Source organism: Agromyces sp. NSFZ (assembly GCF_056156205.1).
The window spans coordinates 1,000,911-1,017,608 of record NZ_CM149585.1 but is presented as its reverse complement, the minus strand read 5'-3'; the positions used below and the strand labels follow the sequence as shown (position 1 = coordinate 1,017,608).

Genomic DNA, 16,698 nt, shown 5'->3' with positions numbered 1-16,698 from the left:
GGCGGGTGACACGCGTGACCGGGGTCGTGGGCAGGTTCTTCGCCGGCGTCGGCATGCTGCTGCGCGGGTTCGGCTTCTGGGCGAGGCGGCCGGGCATCATGCTGCTCGGGCTCATCCCCGCCGCCATCGTCTTCGTCCTCATCGTCGGCGCCCTCGTGGCCCTGGGGTTCAGCATGCCGACCCTCACGGATTGGATGACCCCCTTCGCCGACGACTGGGACGCCCCCTGGCGCGACGTCATCCGCGCCGCCGTGGGCGCGGTCCTCTTCGCCGCGGCGATCGTGCTGGCCGCCGTGACCTTCACCGCACTCACGCTCGCGGTGGGCGACCCCTTCTACGAGCGCATCTGGCACGCCGTCGAGCTCGAGGTCGGCGGCAGCGTGCCCGAGCACGACCTCGGCTTCTGGCGGTCGGTGCGCGATTCCCTGAAGCTCATCGGCCTCGGCCTGGTCGCGGCGATTGCGGTGGCGCTCTCGGGGTTCGTCCCCGTCGTCGGCGCGGTGCTCGCACCGACCCTCGGCGTGATCCTCTCGGGCCGGTTGCTCGCGATGGAGCTCAGCTCCCGAGCGTTCGAGGCGCGCGGCATCGACAGTTCCGCCCGGCGCGCGATCCTTCGCGGACATCGGGTCCAGCTGCTCGGCTTCGGCGTCGCGACGCAGTTGTGCTTCATGGTCCCGCTGGGGGCGGTGTTCGCGATGCCGGCCGCGGTGGCCGGGGCGACGCTGCTCGCACGTTCGGCGCTCGACGCGGCCGCGACCGGAAATGCCGCTGCGGCGATCACCACGCCGGCAACGACCTCGGCCCCGACGCCGCCCGGCGCCCCCGGCGCGTAGCGGCTACGCGCCGGGCGCTCGTCCGTCGAAGAGGAGCATCGGCACCGGCCCGAACGGCATCGACCGCACTCGCAGGCGTCGCACGTCGACGCCCGCGAACCCCGCCGCGACGAGGGCGCCCTCGGTGTCCCGATCCCAGTGGCATCCGTGGCAGAACCGCTTCGAGAACGGCGTGGCGACGCGCTGCACCGCCCGCTTCAGTGTGCGCGGCGGCGCCAGGACGTGGTCGACGAAGATCACCCGGCCCCCGGGCACGAGCACCCGTCGCACCTCGGCGAGCGCGGCGGCCGGATCGGCGACCGAGCAGAGCACGTAGGTGCCCACGACGGCGTCGACCGAGGCATCCGGGAGCGGAATCGACTCGGCGACGGCATCGAGTGGTTCGGCCTCGTGCCGCCACTCCCTCGCCCGCGTCGCCAGCTCGGCGCGCCGGGTCGCGTCGGGCTCGAGGCCGATCCACTCGACGCCCGGATCGAAGGCGCCGAAGTTCTCGCCGTCGCCTGCCCCGATCTCGAGCACCCGGCCGCGCACGCGCGCGACGAGCTCGCGCTCGAGATCGTCGAGCTCGTCGTCATCGATGAGCGGCGTGCGCGGCGTGCGCGAGATGGGCGGGTTGGTCACCCTCGCACGGTAGCGCGCCCGGGGCCCCGCGTCAGCCCTGCGCCCGCGTCAGCCCTGCACCCGTCCGGAGCTCGCGGCGATGCGCTTGAGGAGCGGCGGCTTCGCGAGCACCCACACGACGACCATGACGACGACGGATGCCGCGAACACGGCGAAGCCCACCCAGTCGTCGGCGTCGCGGCCCGCGTACATCTGGTTGAGCTTGCGGAGCGCCCCCGTGGTGAACACCAGCACGACGTGCACGAACGTGAAGACGAGGAACACGAGCATGACCGGGTAGTGCACGGCGCGGGCGAGCTTCTCGGGGACGGCGCGAGCGAGCGGGCCTTCGAGGGGCCACGCCGACGAGAGCCGGAGGCCCGAGAGGATCGCGAGCGGCGCGGCGATGAAGACCATCGCGAAGTACGTGAGCTGCTGCAGCGAGTTGTAGACCACCCAGGAGTTCTCGGTCGGCCAGTCGAGGGAGGCGTACTGCAGCGCGGCCGAGAGCGCGTTCGGCACCACGGCCCAGTCGGTCGGCACCAGGCGCAGCCACTGGCCGGTCGCGAAGAGCACGACGACGTAGACCACGCCGTTCAGGATCCAGGCCGCGTCGAGCCAGAGGTGGAACCAGAGGTGGATCCCCATGCGCCGCGGCGCGCGCTTCGTGCGCGGCCAGCGCGTGTTGTCGCGCGTCCAGAACCCCGGCGGACGCTGCTTCGAGTGCAGCTGGTAGCCCGTGCGCACGAGGAGCAGCAGGAACAGCGAGTTGAGGAAGTGCTGCCAGCCGAGCCACGCCGGAATCCCGACCGGGGTGCCCTCGGGCGGCGGCACGATGCCCGGATATGCCTCGACGAAGTCCGCCACGCCGGGGAGCCCCCGCAGCCAGCGCGCGACCAGCACGCCGATGACGAGCACGACCACCGCGACGAACGTGGTCCACAGCACCTGCTTGCGTTTCGCCCTCCACCATTCGGCGGCGCGAGCGGACTTCGGCGAGGTCACGGTCATCTCGGCAGGCGATTCCTTTCGGGCGGGGGCCGGGGGCATCCGCCCGGTCGACGACGCGACGTGCGCACACGACCGCAGTGGTGAATGGCGGATGCCTCGACGATATCGCCGTGGGCTGAGAGCGCGAAGTCGGGGGTGCAACAGGACGCCACGCGGCGAGGCTGACCCGGGCTGGCCCGGGCCGTCGAGACGCGTCGGGCCTGATCGGTCGAGGCGGAAGCCGGCGGCCCGGAAGCATTGGACGAGGACGGCGGCGGTGCAATGCCACCGTCCTCGATTTCGGATCGATCCTCGCCTGAAACGAGACGACCCCGCCAGTCCTCACTTCGGCGGACTTGACGCCGGCTCCGGCTCGTGACTCGGGCTCAGTCGCGCACGGGCGCGAAGAACTCCCGGATGTCGCCCACGACGACCGAGGGCACCTCGAGCGCCGCGAAGTGGCCGCCCTCGGGGAACCGGCTCCAGTGCACCATGTTCGAGTTGTCGCGCTCGGCGAACACCCGGATGGTCTGGAAGTCGTCCTTGAAGACGGCGACCCCGGTGCGCGCCGCGTTCACGCGCGGCTCTGCGCCCGCGGCATCCGCTCGGGCGTTCTCGAGGTAGCTGCGGCTCATGCCGGCTGCTGCGTTGGCGAACCAGTTGACCGAGACCTCGGTGAGGATCTTCTCGAGCGGAACCATCGAGGTGCCGTTGCCGAAGGAGTTGAACAGCTCGCTGTAGGCGAGCAGCCCGACGGGCGAGTCGCTGAGTCCCACGGCGACCGTCTGCGGGCGGCTCGCGTTCATGGTGTTGTAGCCGCCCACGGACTGGAACCACTGCATGTGCTCGAGGCCGGCGTAGTCCTGCGGCTCGAGCCGTTCGAACTCGGCAGGGTCGCCCGACGGGAACGAGAAGAGCTGCAGCACGTGCAGGCCGAGGAAGCCCTCGGGGTTCAGGAGGCCCAGCTCGCGCGCGACCAGGGCGCCGTTGTCGGATCCGTGGATGCCGTAGCGCTCGTACCCGAGGCCGCGCATGAGCGCGTCGTACGCCCGGGCGACCCGCGCGGTGGTCCAGCCCGCCTCGACGACGGGGTTCGAGAACCCGTAGCCCGGGGCATCCGGGATCACGACGTCGAACGCGTCCTCGGCGCGGCCGCCGTGCGCGACCGGGTCGACGAGCTGGTCGATCAGGTCGAGGTAGTCGACGGATGACCCGGGGTACGTGTGCGCGAGCAGCAGCGGCGTCGCCTCGGGGTGCGGCGAACGCACGTGGATGAAGTGGATCGCCTGCCCGTCGATCTCGGTCATGAAGTGCGGGAACGCGTTGATGCGCGCCTCCTCGGCACGCCAGTCGAACTTTGTGCGCCACGCGTCGACGGCTTCGCGCAGGTAGGAGTTCGGGGTGCCGGCATCCCAGTCGTCGACCGGTGCGGGCTGCGGCAGGCGCGTGCGAGCGAGGCGCTCCATGAGGTCGTCGAGCTCGGCCTGCGAGACCTCGACGCGGAAGGGGCGGATGTCGATGGTGGAGGTGGTGGTGTTCGTCATGTCTTCGACGGTACGGTGCATATAGGCACGTTTCGTTCCTAATGCGCAAGGAGAATCAGGGCATGTCCGACACCGCAGCCCGGCTGCTGGCCCTGCTCTCGCTCCTCCAGTCCCGACCGGAGTGGAACGGCACCGAACTCGCCTCGCGCCTCGGCGTCTCCACGCGAACCGTGCGCAACGACATCGACCGCCTGCGCGAGCTCGACTACCCCGTCGACGCGACCCGGGGAGCCGCGGGCGGCTACCGGCTCGGCGCCGGCGGCAAGCTGCCGCCCCTGCTCCTCGACGACGAGGAGGCCGTCGCCGTCGCGGTCGGGCTGCGGGCGGCGACGGGCATCGCCGGGATCGGCGAGTCCAGCGCCCGCGCGCTGGCCAAGCTCGAGCAGGTGCTGCCCTCGCGGCTGCGTCCGACCGTGACCGCCGTCTCGTCGGTGGTCGACCGGGCGCCCGAGAACACCGGCACGGATGCCCCCGACCCCGAGGTGGACCCGACGGTGCTCGCGGCCGTGGCCGCCGCCATCCGCGATGCGGAGTGGTTCCGCTTCGACGACCGCGGCACGCCGCGCCTCGTGGAGCCGTATCGGCTGCTGAGCTGGCAGCGTCGCTGGTACCTCGTGGCGCGCGATCCCTCATCGGGCGAGTGGGACGTCTTCCGAGCCGACTGGATCGAGCCGCGGATGCCGACGCGCCGGCGCTTCTCACCCGTGCCGCTGCCGGGCGGCGACTACACGGCCTTCGCCATGCGCGCGGTCGCCATGAGCGGGTGGAACGTGCACGCCAGGCTCCGCGTCGCGGCGGCAGCCGAGACCGTGCTCGATCGGATCAACCCGACGGTCGGCGTGGTGGAGTCGATCTCCGACACCGAGTCCGTGCTCGTCACGGGCGCCGACAGCCTCGACACGATCGCCGCCTACATCGGCATGCTCGGCATGGACTTCACCGTCGAGTCGCCCGCCGAGCTCCGCCCGCTCCTGCGGACCTATGCCGAGCGGTACCTGCGCGCCGCCGAGGGCTGACCGGGCCGCGCCTCAGTCGCGCGCGCCGCCGTGGGCCGCGACGAACGGTCCGAGGACGGCGAGCAGGTTCGCGCGCACCTCGTCGAGCGCATGACCCGACTCGAGGAGGCGGGTGCCCGCGTGCACCATGCCGTTGATCATCTCGGCCACGGCGGCGGGATCGCCGGCGCCGAGCTCCTCGAGGGTCGCGATGAGCGGCTCCTGGATCTGCCGGTGCATCCGGTGGGCCTGCTCGTCGAGCTCCTCGCCGGGGGTGAGCGCCGCGAGGGCCGTGCCCACCACATGCTCCCCCTCGGCGACGAGGTCGAGGTTCGCCAACGCGTACGCGGTGACACGGTCGGCCGGCGTGGGCGCCGCGGCCATGGCGCCCGTGATGCGCTCGGCCCAGCGGGGGAACGTGTCCTGCGCGAGCGCGGCGAGCAGATCGCGTCGCGACGCGAAGTACTGGTACACGCTCGACCGCGCGATGCCCGCGCGTTCGGCGACGTCACCGAGCGCGGGCGCCTCGGGATTGGCCTTCAGCAACTCGTGCGTCGCGTCGAGGAGGGCGCGGCGACGTGCCGCCCGGTGCTCGGCGAGCGACGGTGCATCGATCTTCGGCACGGCCCCTCCCTCCGATACGGCGACGTCAACCGCACCAGCCTAGGCCGACAGTTTCCCGTCGACCATCTCGAGCACGCGGTCGCAGTGCCCGAGGACGTCGCGGTCGTGCGTGACCATGACCACGGCCACGTTCGCAGTGCGCGCTTCGGCGGCGAGGAGCTCGACGACCTCGTGGCTCCGCGCCCGGTCGAGCGCCGCGGTCGGCTCATCGACGAGCAGCAGGCTCGGGGCGTTCACGAGGGCCCGGGCGATGCCGACGCGCTGCCGCTCGCCGCCCGACATCTGGCCCGGACGCTGACCCGCCCGGTGCGCCATGCCGACGGACTCGAGCAGCGGCATCGGGTCGAAGCTCCGCGGGCCGCGCGCGAGTCGATTGACGAGGCGCAGCTGGTCGGCCGCCGTGAGCGCGGGGATGAGGTTGCCCGACTGGAACACGAAGCCGATGTTCTCGAGGCGGAACCGGGCGCGCCGACCGGCACGCAGCCAGGCGACGTCCTCGCCGTGCACGCGCACGACACCCGAGTCGGGTGACGCGAGGGCACCGGCGATCGCGAGCAGCGACGACTTGCCCGAGCCCGACGGTCCGACGATCGCGACGAACTCGCCACGCGGCACCTCGAGCGAGACGTGGTCGAGCGCGCGCACGCGGCCGTCGCCGTCGCCGAGTTCGAGCACGGCGTCCTGCACGGACAGCGCGGCGATCGGGTCGACGGATGCCCCGCCGCTGGTGGTCTCGGGCGCGGTCAGGGTCATCGCTGTCCTCCAAGGGCCTTGAGCGGGTCGACCCGCGAGATGCGCAGCACGGCGATCGCCGCGCCGATGAGCCCGAGCACGACGGTGAGCGCGCTCGCGACGGCGATGGGTGCGAACTCGAGGTCGAACGGCATCGCGTCGGGCATCGCCGCGCCCATGCCGACGCCCGCCGCGACGCCGAGCGCGGTGAAGCCGACGAGCAGCGCCGCCGCCTGCGCGAGGCTGTCGCGCAGCAGGTAGCGGGTGGATGCCCCGACGGCGCGCAGCACGGCGATCTCATGTGTGCGCTGGATCGTCCACACGGTGAAGAACGCGCCGACGACGAGCGCCGAGATGGCGTAGAGGAAGACCTGGATCATGCTGAGCGTCAGGGTCTCGGCCTCGTAGCCGGGCGACGCGTTGAACGCCTCGACGAGGGTCATGCTGCTCGTGCCGGCCTCTGCGTCGCCGGCAGCCAGGTCGAGGCCGGCCTCATCGGCCGCCGAGAGGGCCACGACGCTCGCGAAGTCGAAGTCGACCGCGTCGACGGCGTCGGCGGTCGGAGCGCCGGCCGGAGCCCGCCCCGACGCGAGGAGCTGCCACGTCGCGAGCGGCAGGTACGCGACGTCGACATGGCCGAATGTCGCCTGGCCCTCGGTGAAGCCGATTACCTCGAGCTCGACGTCGGTGCGGTCGAGCGTGACGATCGAGCCGAGTTCGATGCCCTGCTCCCGCGCCGTCTCCGAGACCACGATGCCGTCGACCGCATCGATGCCGGTTCCCGACGAGGTCGCGGGGGCGAGGAAGCCGTCCGGGTCCACGCCGAACAGGGTGAGGTCGACCTGCGTGCCGTCGTCGAGCGCGGCGTTGACGATGCTGACGCCCATGGGGGTCGCCTCGTCGACGCCGTCGACCTGACGCCAGGCGTCGAGCTGTTCGCGGTCGACGACCGAGCGCGAGAACGCGTTGTCGGTCTTGGTGCCTTCGTCGAAGGCGAAGGCGGTGGCCGGCATCGTCTTGAGTCCGGAGACGCCGTCGTTGACCAGGCCCGAGGACAGGCCGGAGAGCAGCACGACGAGGAGGGCGATCAGTGCGATCACGAGGCCCATCAGTGCGAACCGGCCACGGGCGAACTTCAGTTCGCGGAGTGCGAGGAACATGGAATCCAAAGGGATCGGGTTTACCGACATCGTGTCGGGATGATACCGACATTGTGTCAGGTCGAGCCGGCTCACCCCAAATCCGGGTCCTAGGCCGCCCGCCCGGCGCCCCGCGCGGCTCGATTCGGTCATCTCCGGTTCTTCCCGTCGTCACCCGTCACGCCTAGCGTGGAGGCATCCGCAAGCCAGCACCGCCGACGAAGGAGTGCGCATGTCCACGAGACGCCACCTCACCACCACCCTGGCCGCCACCGCACTGGGCGCACTCGCCGCGACCACCCTCGCGGCCGGCTCGGCTGCTGCCGCACCGCCCGAGTGGGCGAACGACCCGGTCGACCTGCGCGTCGCGACCTACAACCTCTCGCTGAACCGGAACGCCCCTGGCCAGCTCGTCGCCGACCTGACCACGGGCACGAACGCGCAGGCGAAGACCGTCGCCGAGATCATCCAGCGCGCGAACCCCGACATCGTGCTGCTCAACGAGTTCGACTACGTCGAGGGCGGCGTCGCCGCCGACCTCTTCCGCGACAACTACCTCGAGGTCTCGCAGGGCGGCGCCGACCCCGTGGAGTACCCTTACGCCTTCGTCGCCCCGTCGAACACCGGCGTGCCGAGCGGCTTCGACCTCAACAACAACGGCGTGATCGGCGGCGGCGACGACGCCTTCGGCTTCGGGCTCTTCGAGGGCCAGTACGGCATGGCCGTGCTCTCGAAGTACCCGATCCTCGAGGACGACGTGCGCACGTTCCAGCACTTCCTCTGGAAGGACATGCCGGGCGCGCTCCTGCCCGACGACCCGGCGACGGCCGCGCCGGCCGACTGGTACTCGGCCGACGAGCTCGACGTGTTCCGGCTCTCGAGCAAGTCGCACTGGGACGTCCCCGTCGAGGTCGGCGGCAACACCGTGCACGTGCTCGCGTCGCACCCGACGCCGCCCACCTTCGACGGCGCCGAAGACCGCAACGGCACGCGCAACCACGACGAGATCCGGTTCTGGGCCGACTACGTGACCCCTGGCACGGCCTCCCGGTACGTGTACGACGACGCCGGAACCACCGGTGGCCTGAAGCCCGGCGAGTCCTTCGTGATCCTCGGCGACCAGAACGCCGACCCGCTCGACGGCGACTCGACGGCCGACGCGATCCAGCAGTTCCTCGACCACCCGCGCATCACCGACCCGCTGCCCACCTCGGAGGGCGCGGTCGAGGCATCCGTGCTGCAGGGCGGAGCCAACCTCACGCACGAGGGCGACCCGGCCTACGACACGGCCGACTTCGCCGACGGGGCGCCGGGGAACCTGCGCGCCGACTACGTGCTGCCCTCCCGCGACCTCCGAGTCACCGATGCCGGCGTGTTCTGGCCGGTGCAGGCCGACCCGCTGTCGGCGCTCACCGGAGTCTTCCCGTTCCCGTCGAGCGACCACCGGCTCGTGTGGGTGGACCTGCGCGTGCACGGCTGAGCCGCCGCGCGGTTTCGGCTGCGCGCCACTTCCGCGGCCGGTGCGCCACTTCAACTGACGCACCGGCCGCACAGGCGGCGCAGCGGACGCTCGCAATAGCCCGACGCGAGATTGCCTCAAGTTCACGGGACCAAAGACCCGAAACCCGGGGTTGCGGGGTGCGAGCATGATTCCGGTGCAATGGAGCCCGAAACTTCACGCATCACGGTGAGTCGAGGTCGCCTTGTCGGGGGACGGCCGACCTCCTCACCGGCGGGCGGTGGTTCCGGAAGGAGCCACCGCCCGCTTTCTCGTTCGGCGCCGGAACCGAACGGCCGTCCTGGATTCACCCCCGGTTCACCACCTCAGCCCCAATCCGACGATCACCCTTCCTAGCGTGTCCCCGGCTCCCGGTTCGAAACGCCTGCCCCACAGCGCGGGCGGCCGGCGGAGCCAAACGGAGGACACGTGTTGAAGAAGCGATTCACCCTCGCGGCGGTCGGCCTGTCGACCGCCGTCGCACTCGGGCTCACCGGGTGCGCGGGCGCCGCAGATGCCGGTGAAGGTGGCGCGGATGCCGCGACCGCAACGAGCCTGGCCGACTTCGGCGACCTCGCGGCGCTCGAAGCCGCTGCGAAGGCGGAGGGTCAGCTCAACGTCATCGCGCTGCCGCGCGACTGGGCGAACTACGGCGAGGTGCTCGACCTGTTCGCCGAGAAGTACCCCGAGATCACCGTCAACGAGGCGTCGCCCGACGCCTCGAGCGCCGAGGAGATCCAGGCCGCCGAGACGAACGAGGGCCTCGACACCGCGCCCGACGTCTTCGACCTCGGCCTCACGGTCGCCCTGCAGAACACCGACCGCTTCGCGCCCTACCAGGTGGCGACGTGGGACGACATCCCCGACGAGCTGAAGGAGCCCAGCGGCCTCTTCGTGGGCGACTACGGCGGGTACATGTCGATCGGGTACGACTCGTCGAGGTTCCCGGCCCCGGAGTCGCTCGAGGACCTGCTCGGCGCCGACTACAAGGGTGCCGTCGCCATCAACGGCGACCCGACGCAGGCGGGCGCGGCGTTCGCCGCGGTCGGCCTCGCGACCGTGCAGTCGGGCGGCTCGCTCGACGACTTCCAGGACGGCATCGACTTCTTCGCCGACCTGAACGCCGCCGGGAACCTGCTGAAGGTCGACGTCACGACGGCCACGGTCACGTCGGGCGAGACGCCCGTCGTCTTCGACTGGGACTACCTGAACGCGGCGCACCGCGACGCGAACCCGAACTGGGAGGTCGTCATCCTGCCCGGCACCGGGTACGCGGGCTACTACAACCAGGCCATCAACGCGGATGCCCCGCACCCCGCCGCCGCCCGCCTGTGGCAGGAGTTCCTCTACAGCGACGAGGTGCAGAACCTCTGGCTGAAGGGCGGAGCCCGCCCGGTGCGCGCCGACGCGATGGCCGAGGCCGGCACGATCGACGAGGAGCTCTTCGCGAAGCTCCCCGCCGCGCCCGAGGAGACCGTGGTCCCCACCGAGGAGCAGAGCACCGCCGCCGGTACGCTGCTCGGCGAGAAGTGGGCCTCGGCGGTCGGTTGATGACCGTCGTCGCGCCCGCGGCACCTACCGCCGCCGGGACGGAGTCGGATGCCCCGACTCCGCCCCGGCGGCCGGGCGGTCGCCCCGGCATCCCCCCGGCGCTCGGCCTCGTGCCGTTCGCCGCGTACGTGCTGCTGTTCCTCGCGCTGCCGACGCTACTCGCCGTCGCGAGCGGCTTCGTCGACGACGACGGCTCGTTCACGCTCGCGAACGTCACGGCCCTCGGAGACCCGGTCATCCTCCGGACCTTCGCGAACTCCGCGTGGCTCTCGGCGCTCACCGCGGTGATCGGCGCCGTGGTCGGCGCGCTCGCCTGCTACGCCCTCGTCGGCCTGGAGCACGGCCACGTGCGCAGCCTCGTCGACGCCGCGAGCGGCGTGCTCGCCCAGTTCGGCGGCGTCATGCTCGCGTTCGCCTTCATCGCGACGATCGGCCTCCAGGGCCTCGTCACCCTGTGGCTGCGCGACACGTTCGGCATCGACATCTTCGCCGAGGGCGCCTGGATCTACGGGCTCCCTGGGCTGATCCTGCCGTACGTCTACTTCCAGGTGCCGCTCATGATCATCACGTTCATGCCGGCGATGGGTGCGCTCAAGCCCCAGTGGGCCGAGGCGAACCTCACGCTCGGCGGAACCCGGCGGGGGTTCTGGCTGCACGTCGGCCTGCCCGTGCTCGCGCCCTCGTTCCTCGCCTCGCTGCTGCTGCTGTTCGCCAACGCGTTCTCGTCGTATGCCACCGCCGCCGCCCTCGCCAGCCAGGGGTCGCAGATCGTGCCGCTGCAGATCCGCACGGCGCTCACGAGCGAGACCATGCTCGGTCGCGAGAACCTCGCCGGCGCGCTCGCGCTCGGCATGATCGCCGTCATGGCCGTGACGATGTGGCTCTACTCGGTCGTGCAGCGCCGCGCGGCGAGGTGGCAGCGATGAGCCGGCCGAGGCCCCGTTCGGCGCGCCGGCCAGGGCTGAGCCGACCGCCGCTGGCGCCGCATCCGCTCACCCGTTGGATCGTCGGCATCGCCATCGTCGGCCTGTTCGCGATCCCCATCGTCTCGATGGCCGAGTACACGCTGCGCGACGTCGACGGCCACTCGCTCGTCCACTGGGCGGCGCTCCTCGATCCGGCGAATGCCGCCCGCTACCGCCCGATCTGGACCGGGCTCGGCAACTCGCTCGTGCTCGCCCTCGTGACCGTTGCGATCGTGCTCGTGCTCCTCGCGCCCACGATGGTGCTCGTCGAACTCCGGTTTCCGCGACTCCGCCGCCCGTTCGAGTTCCTCCTGCTCCTGCCCATCACGATCCCCGCGATCGTGCTCGTGGTGGGCCTTGCGCCCGTCTACCTCGTCATCGGCCGCACGTTCGGCACGGGCGTGTGGACGCTCGCGTTCGCGTACGGCATCACGGTGCTGCCATTCGCGTACCGGTCGATCCAGTCGTCCATGGACGCCACCGACGTGCGCACGCTCTCGGAGGCGGCGCGGTCGCTCGGTGCGAGCTGGCCGACCGTGCTGCTGCGCGTGCTCGCACCGAACCTCAGGACCGGCCTCATCGCGGCATCCCTCATCTCGGTCGCGGTCGTGCTCGGCGAGTTCACGATCGCGTCGCTCCTGAACCGGCAGAACCTGCAGACCTCGCTCGTCGTGGTCGGCAAGCAGGACCCGTACGCATCGGTCATCCTCTCGCTCCTCGCGCTCGCGTTCGCGTTCGTGCTCCTCGTCGCCATCGGGCGCGTCGGACGGCGCTCCCCCGGCCGCACCGCATCCCACCGCAGGAAGGAAGGCCGCTCGTGACCCTCGGCTCCGCCACGCTCGCCACCGCCGACAACTCGATCCTCGCCGCCGGCGCCGAGGGCACCGCCGTCTCGTTCGAGGGTGTGCTGAAGGACTACGGGGCCACCCGCGTGCTGCGGGGCGTGGACCTCGTGATCGAGCCCGGCGAGTTCGTCTCGCTCCTCGGCCCCTCGGGCTGCGGCAAGACGACCGCGCTGCGGGTGCTCGCGGGCCTCGAGCACGCCGACGGCGGCATCGTGCGCATCGGCGGCGCGGATGTCTCGGGCGTGCCCACGAACCGGCGCGATCTCGGCATGGTCTTCCAGGCGTACTCGCTGTTCCCGCACCTCGACGTCGCCGCGAACACCGCGTTCGGCCTGCGGATGCGCAAGGTGCCGAGGGCGGAGGCATCCGACCGGGTGCGCGACGCGCTCGCGCTCGTGGGCCTCGCGCACCTCGCCGGCCGCTACCCGCACGAGCTCTCGGGCGGACAGCAGCAGCGCGTGGCCCTCGCGCGTGCGCTCGTCACCGAGCCGCGGGTGCTGCTCCTCGACGAGCCGCTCTCGGCCCTCGACGCGAAGGTGCGCGTGCAACTGCGCGACGAGATCCGCCGCATCCAGCTCCGACTCGGCATCACCACGCTGTTCGTCACGCACGACCAGGAGGAGGCGCTCGCCGTCTCCGACCGGATCGCCGTGATGCAGTCGGGCCGCATCGACCAGGTCGGCACGCCCGAGGAGCTGTACCTGCGACCCGCCACCGCGCACGTGGCCGAGTTCGTGGGCCTGTCGAGCGTGCTCCCGGCCGTCGTCGCGGGAGGGGAGGCATCCGTGCTGGGGGTGCGGATGCCCCTCCTCGCGGAGGTGGCCGACGGGCCCGCCGAGGTGTTCGTGCGCCCCGAGCACGTGCACGTCGGCGGGCCGATCGCGGCCGTCGTGCAGGAGAGCACGTTCCTCGGCAGCCTGCGGCGCACGCTGCTGCGCACGGAGGACGGCGTGCTCATCCACATGCAGCATCCGGCGCGCGAGCGGCTCGAGTTCGGCGAACGCGTCGACGTGGGCTTCGACGCGGTGCCGGTGGCGGTGCAGAGGGCGGCGGGCGGCGGCGCCTAGGCCGCCGGGCCGTGCAGGCCGATGCGGTCGGGCACGGCGCCGACGACGCTCGGCAGCCACGCCTCGACGTCGGGCCAGGCCCGGCCGGTGGGCAGGCGGCGCAGGAGGCGGGCGAGCGAGTCGTCGGCGTCGGGCCAGGGGATGACCCGGGTCGGCGACGCGCTCGCGAGCACGCCGAGCCACCAGTGCTTCCACGTCGTGGGAAGCTCCTCGGGGTGCAGCACGACGTAGTAGTCGGGCACGGCCATGGTGTGGCGCTCGGCGGCCGCGACCGCGCGTTCGATCTCGAGTTCGAGCACGCCGAACGTGGACTGGTCGTCGAAGAACTCGACCCACGCCGCGGCGACGTGTCCGAGCGGATCGTGGTCGTGCACGACGTACGGGGAGTCGGCCGCTGAGGACCAGCGAGCCACCTCGTCGTCGGGGGCGTGCTCGAAGGTCGCCGCGCGGACGTTCGCGAAGCCCTCGAGGGCGTGGATGGCCGACGTCGCCTCGTCGCCGACGACGACCAGTGTGGTGCTGGTCGGTGCCTCCATTTTCGAATTGTACGTCGCTTCTGCGGGGGCGCGACCGGACGCGGGGGGCGTGCCGGAAGGCAGCGTCCAGCTTGTGCAGGAGTCTGTCCAGCGGGTCACGCGACGCGGAGCACCACGTTGCCGCGCTTCCGGCCGGTGTCGACGTAGCGGTGCGCCGCCACGACGTCGTCGAGGTCGTACGTGCGGTCGATCACCGGCCGCACCGCCCCCGACTCGGCGAGCGCGGTGAGCTCGGCGAACTCGGCGCCGCCGACGGTGACGCCACGCGCGGTCACGAGCCTGCCGGTGCGCTTCGTGTGACGAGACGCCGTGATGGCGCCCTTCAGGTCGGCGATGACGAGGAGCAGCGCACCGCTCGGCGCGAGCGCGGGTTCGACCCGCTCGAACGGCGCGTTGCCGACGCATTCGACGATGACGTCGTACTGCCGCCCCTCCGCGGCGAAGTCCTGCACGGTGTGGTCGATGACGCGGTCGGCGCCCAGCGAACGGACGAGTTCGGCATTGCGGCCACTGCACACGGCGGTGACGCGAGCGCCCCGGTGCTTCGCGAGCTGCACGGCCATGGTGCCGACGGCACCGGATGCCCCGTTCACGAGCACCTCGGTGCCGGGCGCGATCTCGGCCATGCCGAGGTAGGCGAGGGCCGTGTGCCCGCCGAAGACGAGCGCGGCCGACTCCTCCATCGTGAGGTTCCGCGGCTTCGGTGCGATGGCGGCATCCTGCTGCACGGTCACGTACTCGGCGTGGCCGCCGAACGCACCGCCCAGCATGACGATGACCTCGTCGCCGGGCGCGAAGCGAGTGACGCCGGCGCCGACGGCCTCGACGGTGCCCGCGGCGTCCATGCCGAGCACCGCGTGCCGCGGCCGGAACACGCCGAGCGAGATCGGGATGTAGAACCAGAGGCCCTTGGGCAGGTCGCGGGCGCGCGTGCGGTGGTCGGCGACGCTCACCGTGCTCGCCTGCACGCGGATCAGCAGTTCGTCATCGCGTGGCTCGGGCTTCGGCACCTCCTCGACGTGCACCGCCTCGGGACCACCGAAGCGGCGGGCCACCGCGGCTCGCATCCTGGTGCCTGTGTTCACTCGCGTGTCGCTCATCGTGGACTCCTCTACCTTACGTTGTACGACTTACAACGTAAGGTAGCGTGGGATCGAGCGTTTGTCGAGGGCTCGTCGGAATTCGCCGATGAGGAACGGCCGACCCGCTTGTACCGTGGTCAGCGAGGTGAGGAGTCATCCGATGTCATCGACGACCGAGCCGCGGTCGACCCGCCGCGCTCCCCTGACCCGCGACCGCGTGCTCGAGGCCGCGGTCGCGCTCGCCGACACCGCCGGCATCGAGGCGCTCACCATCCGGCGCCTGGCGTTCGACCTCGGCGTCGAGCCGATGTCGCTCTACTACCACGTGCCCAACAAGGAGGCGATCCTCGACGGCATCGTCGAACTCGTCTTCCGCGAGATCGAGGAAGCCGTGGGCGGGCTCGCCGTCACCGAGGCGGATGCCGCGTGGAAGACCTCGCTGCGCACGCGCATCCTCACGGCCCGCGAGGTGATGCTGCGGCATCCGTGGGCACCGGGCGTCATGGACACGCGCGCCGAGCTCGGTCTGGCCAACGCGCGCTACGTCGACGCCGTGGTGGGCATCCTCCGGTCGGGCGGGCTCTCGTTCGACCTCATCCACCACTCGCTGCACGCGCTCGGCAGCCGCATGTACGGGTTCTCGCAGGAGCTGGGCGCGGCCGACGACGGCGACGCGCCCGCGCCCGAGGTGCTCGCGCAGATGGCCGAGCACGTGCCGCATCTCGCCGCGATGCTCTCAGTCGTGGCGCATGACGACCCCGACACGACGCTCGGCTGGTGCGACGACCGGTTCGAGTTCGAGTTCGGGCTCGACCTCATCCTCGACGGCATCGAGCGGCGCGCGCCCGGACGCTGAACCGCCGGCCCGAGGCTTGTGCAGGAGGCCCCTGGCTTGTGCAGGAGGCCCCTGGCTTGTGCAGGAGAATGCTCCCCATCCCCCGGCTCAGACAGGATTCAGCCAGAACTCCTGCACGAGCTGAGGAGCAGCGCGGCCCTCGAGCGTCGGCAGCACGTCGGCGAAGTCCGCGCCGCCGACGGTGAGCACGCGCCACGCGGCATCCGTGCGTCGCACGAGCGACGACGACGCGTTGTCGAGTTTCGGGAAGCGGCGCGGCTCGTGTCCGCTGATGCTGGCGAGCGTGTGCCGGATCAGCGTGCCGTGCGCCACGGCGAGCACACGCGCCGGGCCATGGTCGGCGACGATGCGATCGAGCGCCCGGATGCCGCGTGGCCCGACCTCGTGGTCGGGCTCCTTGTTCGCGTAGTCGCGGGTGGGCCACCGGGTGTCGAGCTCGGACACGAGGGTGCCCTCGGCCGCGCCGAAGTCCTGCTCGATGAGCTCGTCGTAGGTGCCGCCGAGCGGCACGTCGATCGTCGAGGCGAGGATCTCGGCCGTCTCGCGGGCGCGCACGAGCGGTGAGCTGACGACGGCGTCCCATCGCTCGCCGGCGAGGGCGGATGCCGCGACGAGCGCCTGCTCGCGGCCGGTCTCGTTGAGGGGGATGTCGCTGCGGCCCTGCATGCGTCCGCCCAGGTTCCAGTCGGTCTGGCCATGGCGGATGAGTGCGAGCAGCATGGGCTCAAGCCTACGGGAGGGCGTCTGGGCGGCCGAGGCGTGGGAGCCCGTCGGGGTCGACACTGAGGAAATCTCCGTGTACGGCACGGATGCGGCGAAGGACCGTGGAGCGCACGCTTGC

Annotated in this window: 17 protein-coding genes; 8 read left to right on the top strand and 9 right to left on the bottom strand. The window is 71.6% G+C overall.

Going from position 1 to position 16,698, the window contains the following annotated elements; all coding sequences use genetic code 11:
* The first annotated feature begins 5 nt into the window (after window positions 1-5).
* Window positions 6-833, top strand: a complete 828-nt coding sequence (locus ACVFI9_RS04905; RefSeq protein WP_474764927.1) for an EI24 domain-containing protein — start codon at window positions 6-8, stop codon at window positions 831-833.
* 3 nt (window positions 834-836) lie between these two features.
* On the opposite strand, the gene ACVFI9_RS04900 is transcribed toward ACVFI9_RS04905, so the two are convergent.
* The 3 genes from ACVFI9_RS04900 to ACVFI9_RS04890 all read right to left on the bottom strand — a co-directional run bounded on the left by ACVFI9_RS04900 (window position 837) and on the right by ACVFI9_RS04890 (window position 3,967).
* Entirely contained in the window at window positions 837-1,454 is a 618-nt protein-coding gene (locus ACVFI9_RS04900) for a class I SAM-dependent methyltransferase (protein WP_474764926.1), read from the bottom strand.
* Window positions 1,455-1,502: 48 nt separating this feature from the next.
* Entirely contained in the window at window positions 1,503-2,444 is a 942-nt protein-coding gene (locus ACVFI9_RS04895) for a cytochrome b/b6 domain-containing protein (protein WP_474764925.1), read from the bottom strand.
* Window positions 2,445-2,809: 365 nt separating this feature from the next.
* A complete protein-coding gene (locus ACVFI9_RS04890; RefSeq protein ID WP_474764924.1) occupies window positions 2,810-3,967 on the bottom strand; it encodes an epoxide hydrolase family protein in 1,158 nt (385 codons plus the stop codon).
* A 62-nt stretch (window positions 3,968-4,029) separates the two neighbouring features.
* Here ACVFI9_RS04890 and ACVFI9_RS04885 point away from each other — a divergent pair, with 62 nt between their 5' ends.
* Window positions 4,030-4,983 carry a helix-turn-helix transcriptional regulator gene (locus ACVFI9_RS04885; protein ID WP_474764923.1) on the top strand — a complete coding sequence of 318 codons (954 nt, stop codon included), beginning with the start codon at window positions 4,030-4,032 and terminating at the stop codon, window positions 4,981-4,983.
* A gap of 12 nt (window positions 4,984-4,995) precedes the next feature.
* Here ACVFI9_RS04885 and ACVFI9_RS04880 read toward each other — a convergent pair whose 3' ends face one another.
* The 3 genes from ACVFI9_RS04880 to ACVFI9_RS04870 are packed head-to-tail and all read right to left on the bottom strand — an operon-like array spanning window position 4,996 to window position 7,478.
* On the bottom strand, window positions 4,996-5,586 hold the full coding sequence (locus tag ACVFI9_RS04880; RefSeq protein ID WP_474764922.1) for a TetR/AcrR family transcriptional regulator: 591 nt from the start codon (window positions 5,584-5,586) through the stop codon (window positions 4,996-4,998).
* Window positions 5,587-5,625: 39 nt separating this feature from the next.
* Window positions 5,626-6,339, bottom strand: a complete 714-nt coding sequence (locus ACVFI9_RS04875; RefSeq protein WP_474764921.1) for an ABC transporter ATP-binding protein — start codon at window positions 6,337-6,339, stop codon at window positions 5,626-5,628.
* Entirely contained in the window at window positions 6,336-7,478 is a 1,143-nt protein-coding gene (locus tag ACVFI9_RS04870; protein ID WP_474766373.1) for an ABC transporter permease, read from the bottom strand. Before ACVFI9_RS04870 ends, ACVFI9_RS04875 begins: the two co-directional genes overlap by 4 nt.
* Window positions 7,479-7,689: 211 nt before the next feature.
* Between ACVFI9_RS04870 and ACVFI9_RS04865 the strand changes: the two genes are divergently transcribed.
* The 5 genes from ACVFI9_RS04865 to ACVFI9_RS04845 all read left to right on the top strand — a co-directional run bounded on the left by ACVFI9_RS04865 (window position 7,690) and on the right by ACVFI9_RS04845 (window position 13,383).
* Window positions 7,690-8,937 carry an endonuclease/exonuclease/phosphatase family protein gene (locus ACVFI9_RS04865; RefSeq protein ID WP_474764920.1) on the top strand — a complete coding sequence of 416 codons (1,248 nt, stop codon included), beginning with the start codon at window positions 7,690-7,692 and terminating at the stop codon, window positions 8,935-8,937.
* 447 nt (window positions 8,938-9,384) lie between these two features.
* Window positions 9,385-10,506 (top strand): ABC transporter substrate-binding protein, encoded by a 1,122-nt coding sequence (locus ACVFI9_RS04860; protein WP_474764919.1) that lies wholly within the window; start codon window positions 9,385-9,387, stop codon window positions 10,504-10,506.
* Window positions 10,506-11,432, top strand: coding sequence for an ABC transporter permease (locus ACVFI9_RS04855; protein ID WP_474764918.1), 927 nt, complete (start codon window positions 10,506-10,508; stop codon window positions 11,430-11,432). Before ACVFI9_RS04860 ends, ACVFI9_RS04855 begins: the two co-directional genes overlap by 1 nt.
* A complete protein-coding gene (locus ACVFI9_RS04850; protein WP_474764917.1) occupies window positions 11,429-12,292 on the top strand; it encodes an ABC transporter permease in 864 nt (287 codons plus the stop codon). Before ACVFI9_RS04855 ends, ACVFI9_RS04850 begins: the two co-directional genes overlap by 4 nt.
* A complete protein-coding gene (locus ACVFI9_RS04845) occupies window positions 12,289-13,383 on the top strand; it encodes an ABC transporter ATP-binding protein (protein ID WP_474764916.1) in 1,095 nt (364 codons plus the stop codon). The genes ACVFI9_RS04850 and ACVFI9_RS04845 overlap by 4 nt, the downstream gene beginning before the upstream one ends.
* Here the strand turns inward: ACVFI9_RS04845 and ACVFI9_RS04840 are convergent.
* Both ACVFI9_RS04840 and ACVFI9_RS04835 read right to left on the bottom strand, forming a co-directional pair.
* On the bottom strand, window positions 13,380-13,919 hold the full coding sequence (locus ACVFI9_RS04840) for a hypothetical protein (protein ID WP_474764915.1): 540 nt from the start codon (window positions 13,917-13,919) through the stop codon (window positions 13,380-13,382). The two genes, ACVFI9_RS04845 and ACVFI9_RS04840, sit on opposite strands and share 4 nt — an antisense overlap.
* A 95-nt stretch (window positions 13,920-14,014) precedes the next feature.
* Window positions 14,015-15,019, bottom strand: a complete 1,005-nt coding sequence (locus ACVFI9_RS04835) for an NAD(P)-dependent alcohol dehydrogenase (RefSeq protein WP_474764914.1) — start codon at window positions 15,017-15,019, stop codon at window positions 14,015-14,017.
* Between the two features lie 142 nt (window positions 15,020-15,161).
* On the opposite strand from ACVFI9_RS04835, the gene ACVFI9_RS04830 reads away from it, so the two are divergent.
* Window positions 15,162-15,857 carry a TetR/AcrR family transcriptional regulator gene (locus tag ACVFI9_RS04830; protein WP_474764913.1) on the top strand — a complete coding sequence of 232 codons (696 nt, stop codon included), beginning with the start codon at window positions 15,162-15,164 and terminating at the stop codon, window positions 15,855-15,857.
* Between the two features lie 87 nt (window positions 15,858-15,944).
* Here the strand turns inward: ACVFI9_RS04830 and ACVFI9_RS04825 are convergent, their stop codons facing one another.
* Window positions 15,945-16,577, bottom strand: a complete 633-nt coding sequence (locus ACVFI9_RS04825) for a histidine phosphatase family protein (RefSeq protein ID WP_474764912.1) — start codon at window positions 16,575-16,577, stop codon at window positions 15,945-15,947.
* Window positions 16,578-16,698: the final 121 nt, after the last annotated feature.

What these genes read in the sequence shown, in the direction of transcription:
- ACVFI9_RS04885 (WP_474764923.1), top strand. Translation starts at nt 4,030, where the DNA reads ATGTCCGACACCGCAGCCCGGCTGCTGGCCCTGCTCTCGCTCCTCCAG.
- ACVFI9_RS04870 (WP_474766373.1), bottom strand. Translation starts at nt 7,478, where the DNA reads ATGTTCCTCGCACTCCGCGAACTGAAGTTCGCCCGTGGCCGGTTCGCA.
- ACVFI9_RS04835 (WP_474764914.1), bottom strand. Translation starts at nt 15,019, where the DNA reads ATGAGCGACACGCGAGTGAACACAGGCACCAGGATGCGAGCCGCGGTG.
- ACVFI9_RS04875 (WP_474764921.1), bottom strand. Translation starts at nt 6,339, where the DNA reads ATGACCCTGACCGCGCCCGAGACCACCAGCGGCGGGGCATCCGTCGAC.
- ACVFI9_RS04895 (WP_474764925.1), bottom strand. Translation starts at nt 2,444, where the DNA reads ATGACCGTGACCTCGCCGAAGTCCGCTCGCGCCGCCGAATGGTGGAGG.
- ACVFI9_RS04825 (WP_474764912.1), bottom strand. Translation starts at nt 16,577, where the DNA reads ATGCTGCTCGCACTCATCCGCCATGGCCAGACCGACTGGAACCTGGGC.
- ACVFI9_RS04865 (WP_474764920.1), top strand. Translation starts at nt 7,690, where the DNA reads ATGTCCACGAGACGCCACCTCACCACCACCCTGGCCGCCACCGCACTG.
- ACVFI9_RS04840 (WP_474764915.1), bottom strand. Translation starts at nt 13,919, where the DNA reads ATGGAGGCACCGACCAGCACCACACTGGTCGTCGTCGGCGACGAGGCG.
- ACVFI9_RS04855 (WP_474764918.1), top strand. Translation starts at nt 10,506, where the DNA reads ATGACCGTCGTCGCGCCCGCGGCACCTACCGCCGCCGGGACGGAGTCG.
- ACVFI9_RS04850 (WP_474764917.1), top strand. Translation starts at nt 11,429, where the DNA reads ATGAGCCGGCCGAGGCCCCGTTCGGCGCGCCGGCCAGGGCTGAGCCGA.
- ACVFI9_RS04830 (WP_474764913.1), top strand. Translation starts at nt 15,162, where the DNA reads ATGTCATCGACGACCGAGCCGCGGTCGACCCGCCGCGCTCCCCTGACC.
- ACVFI9_RS04890 (WP_474764924.1), bottom strand. Translation starts at nt 3,967, where the DNA reads ATGACGAACACCACCACCTCCACCATCGACATCCGCCCCTTCCGCGTC.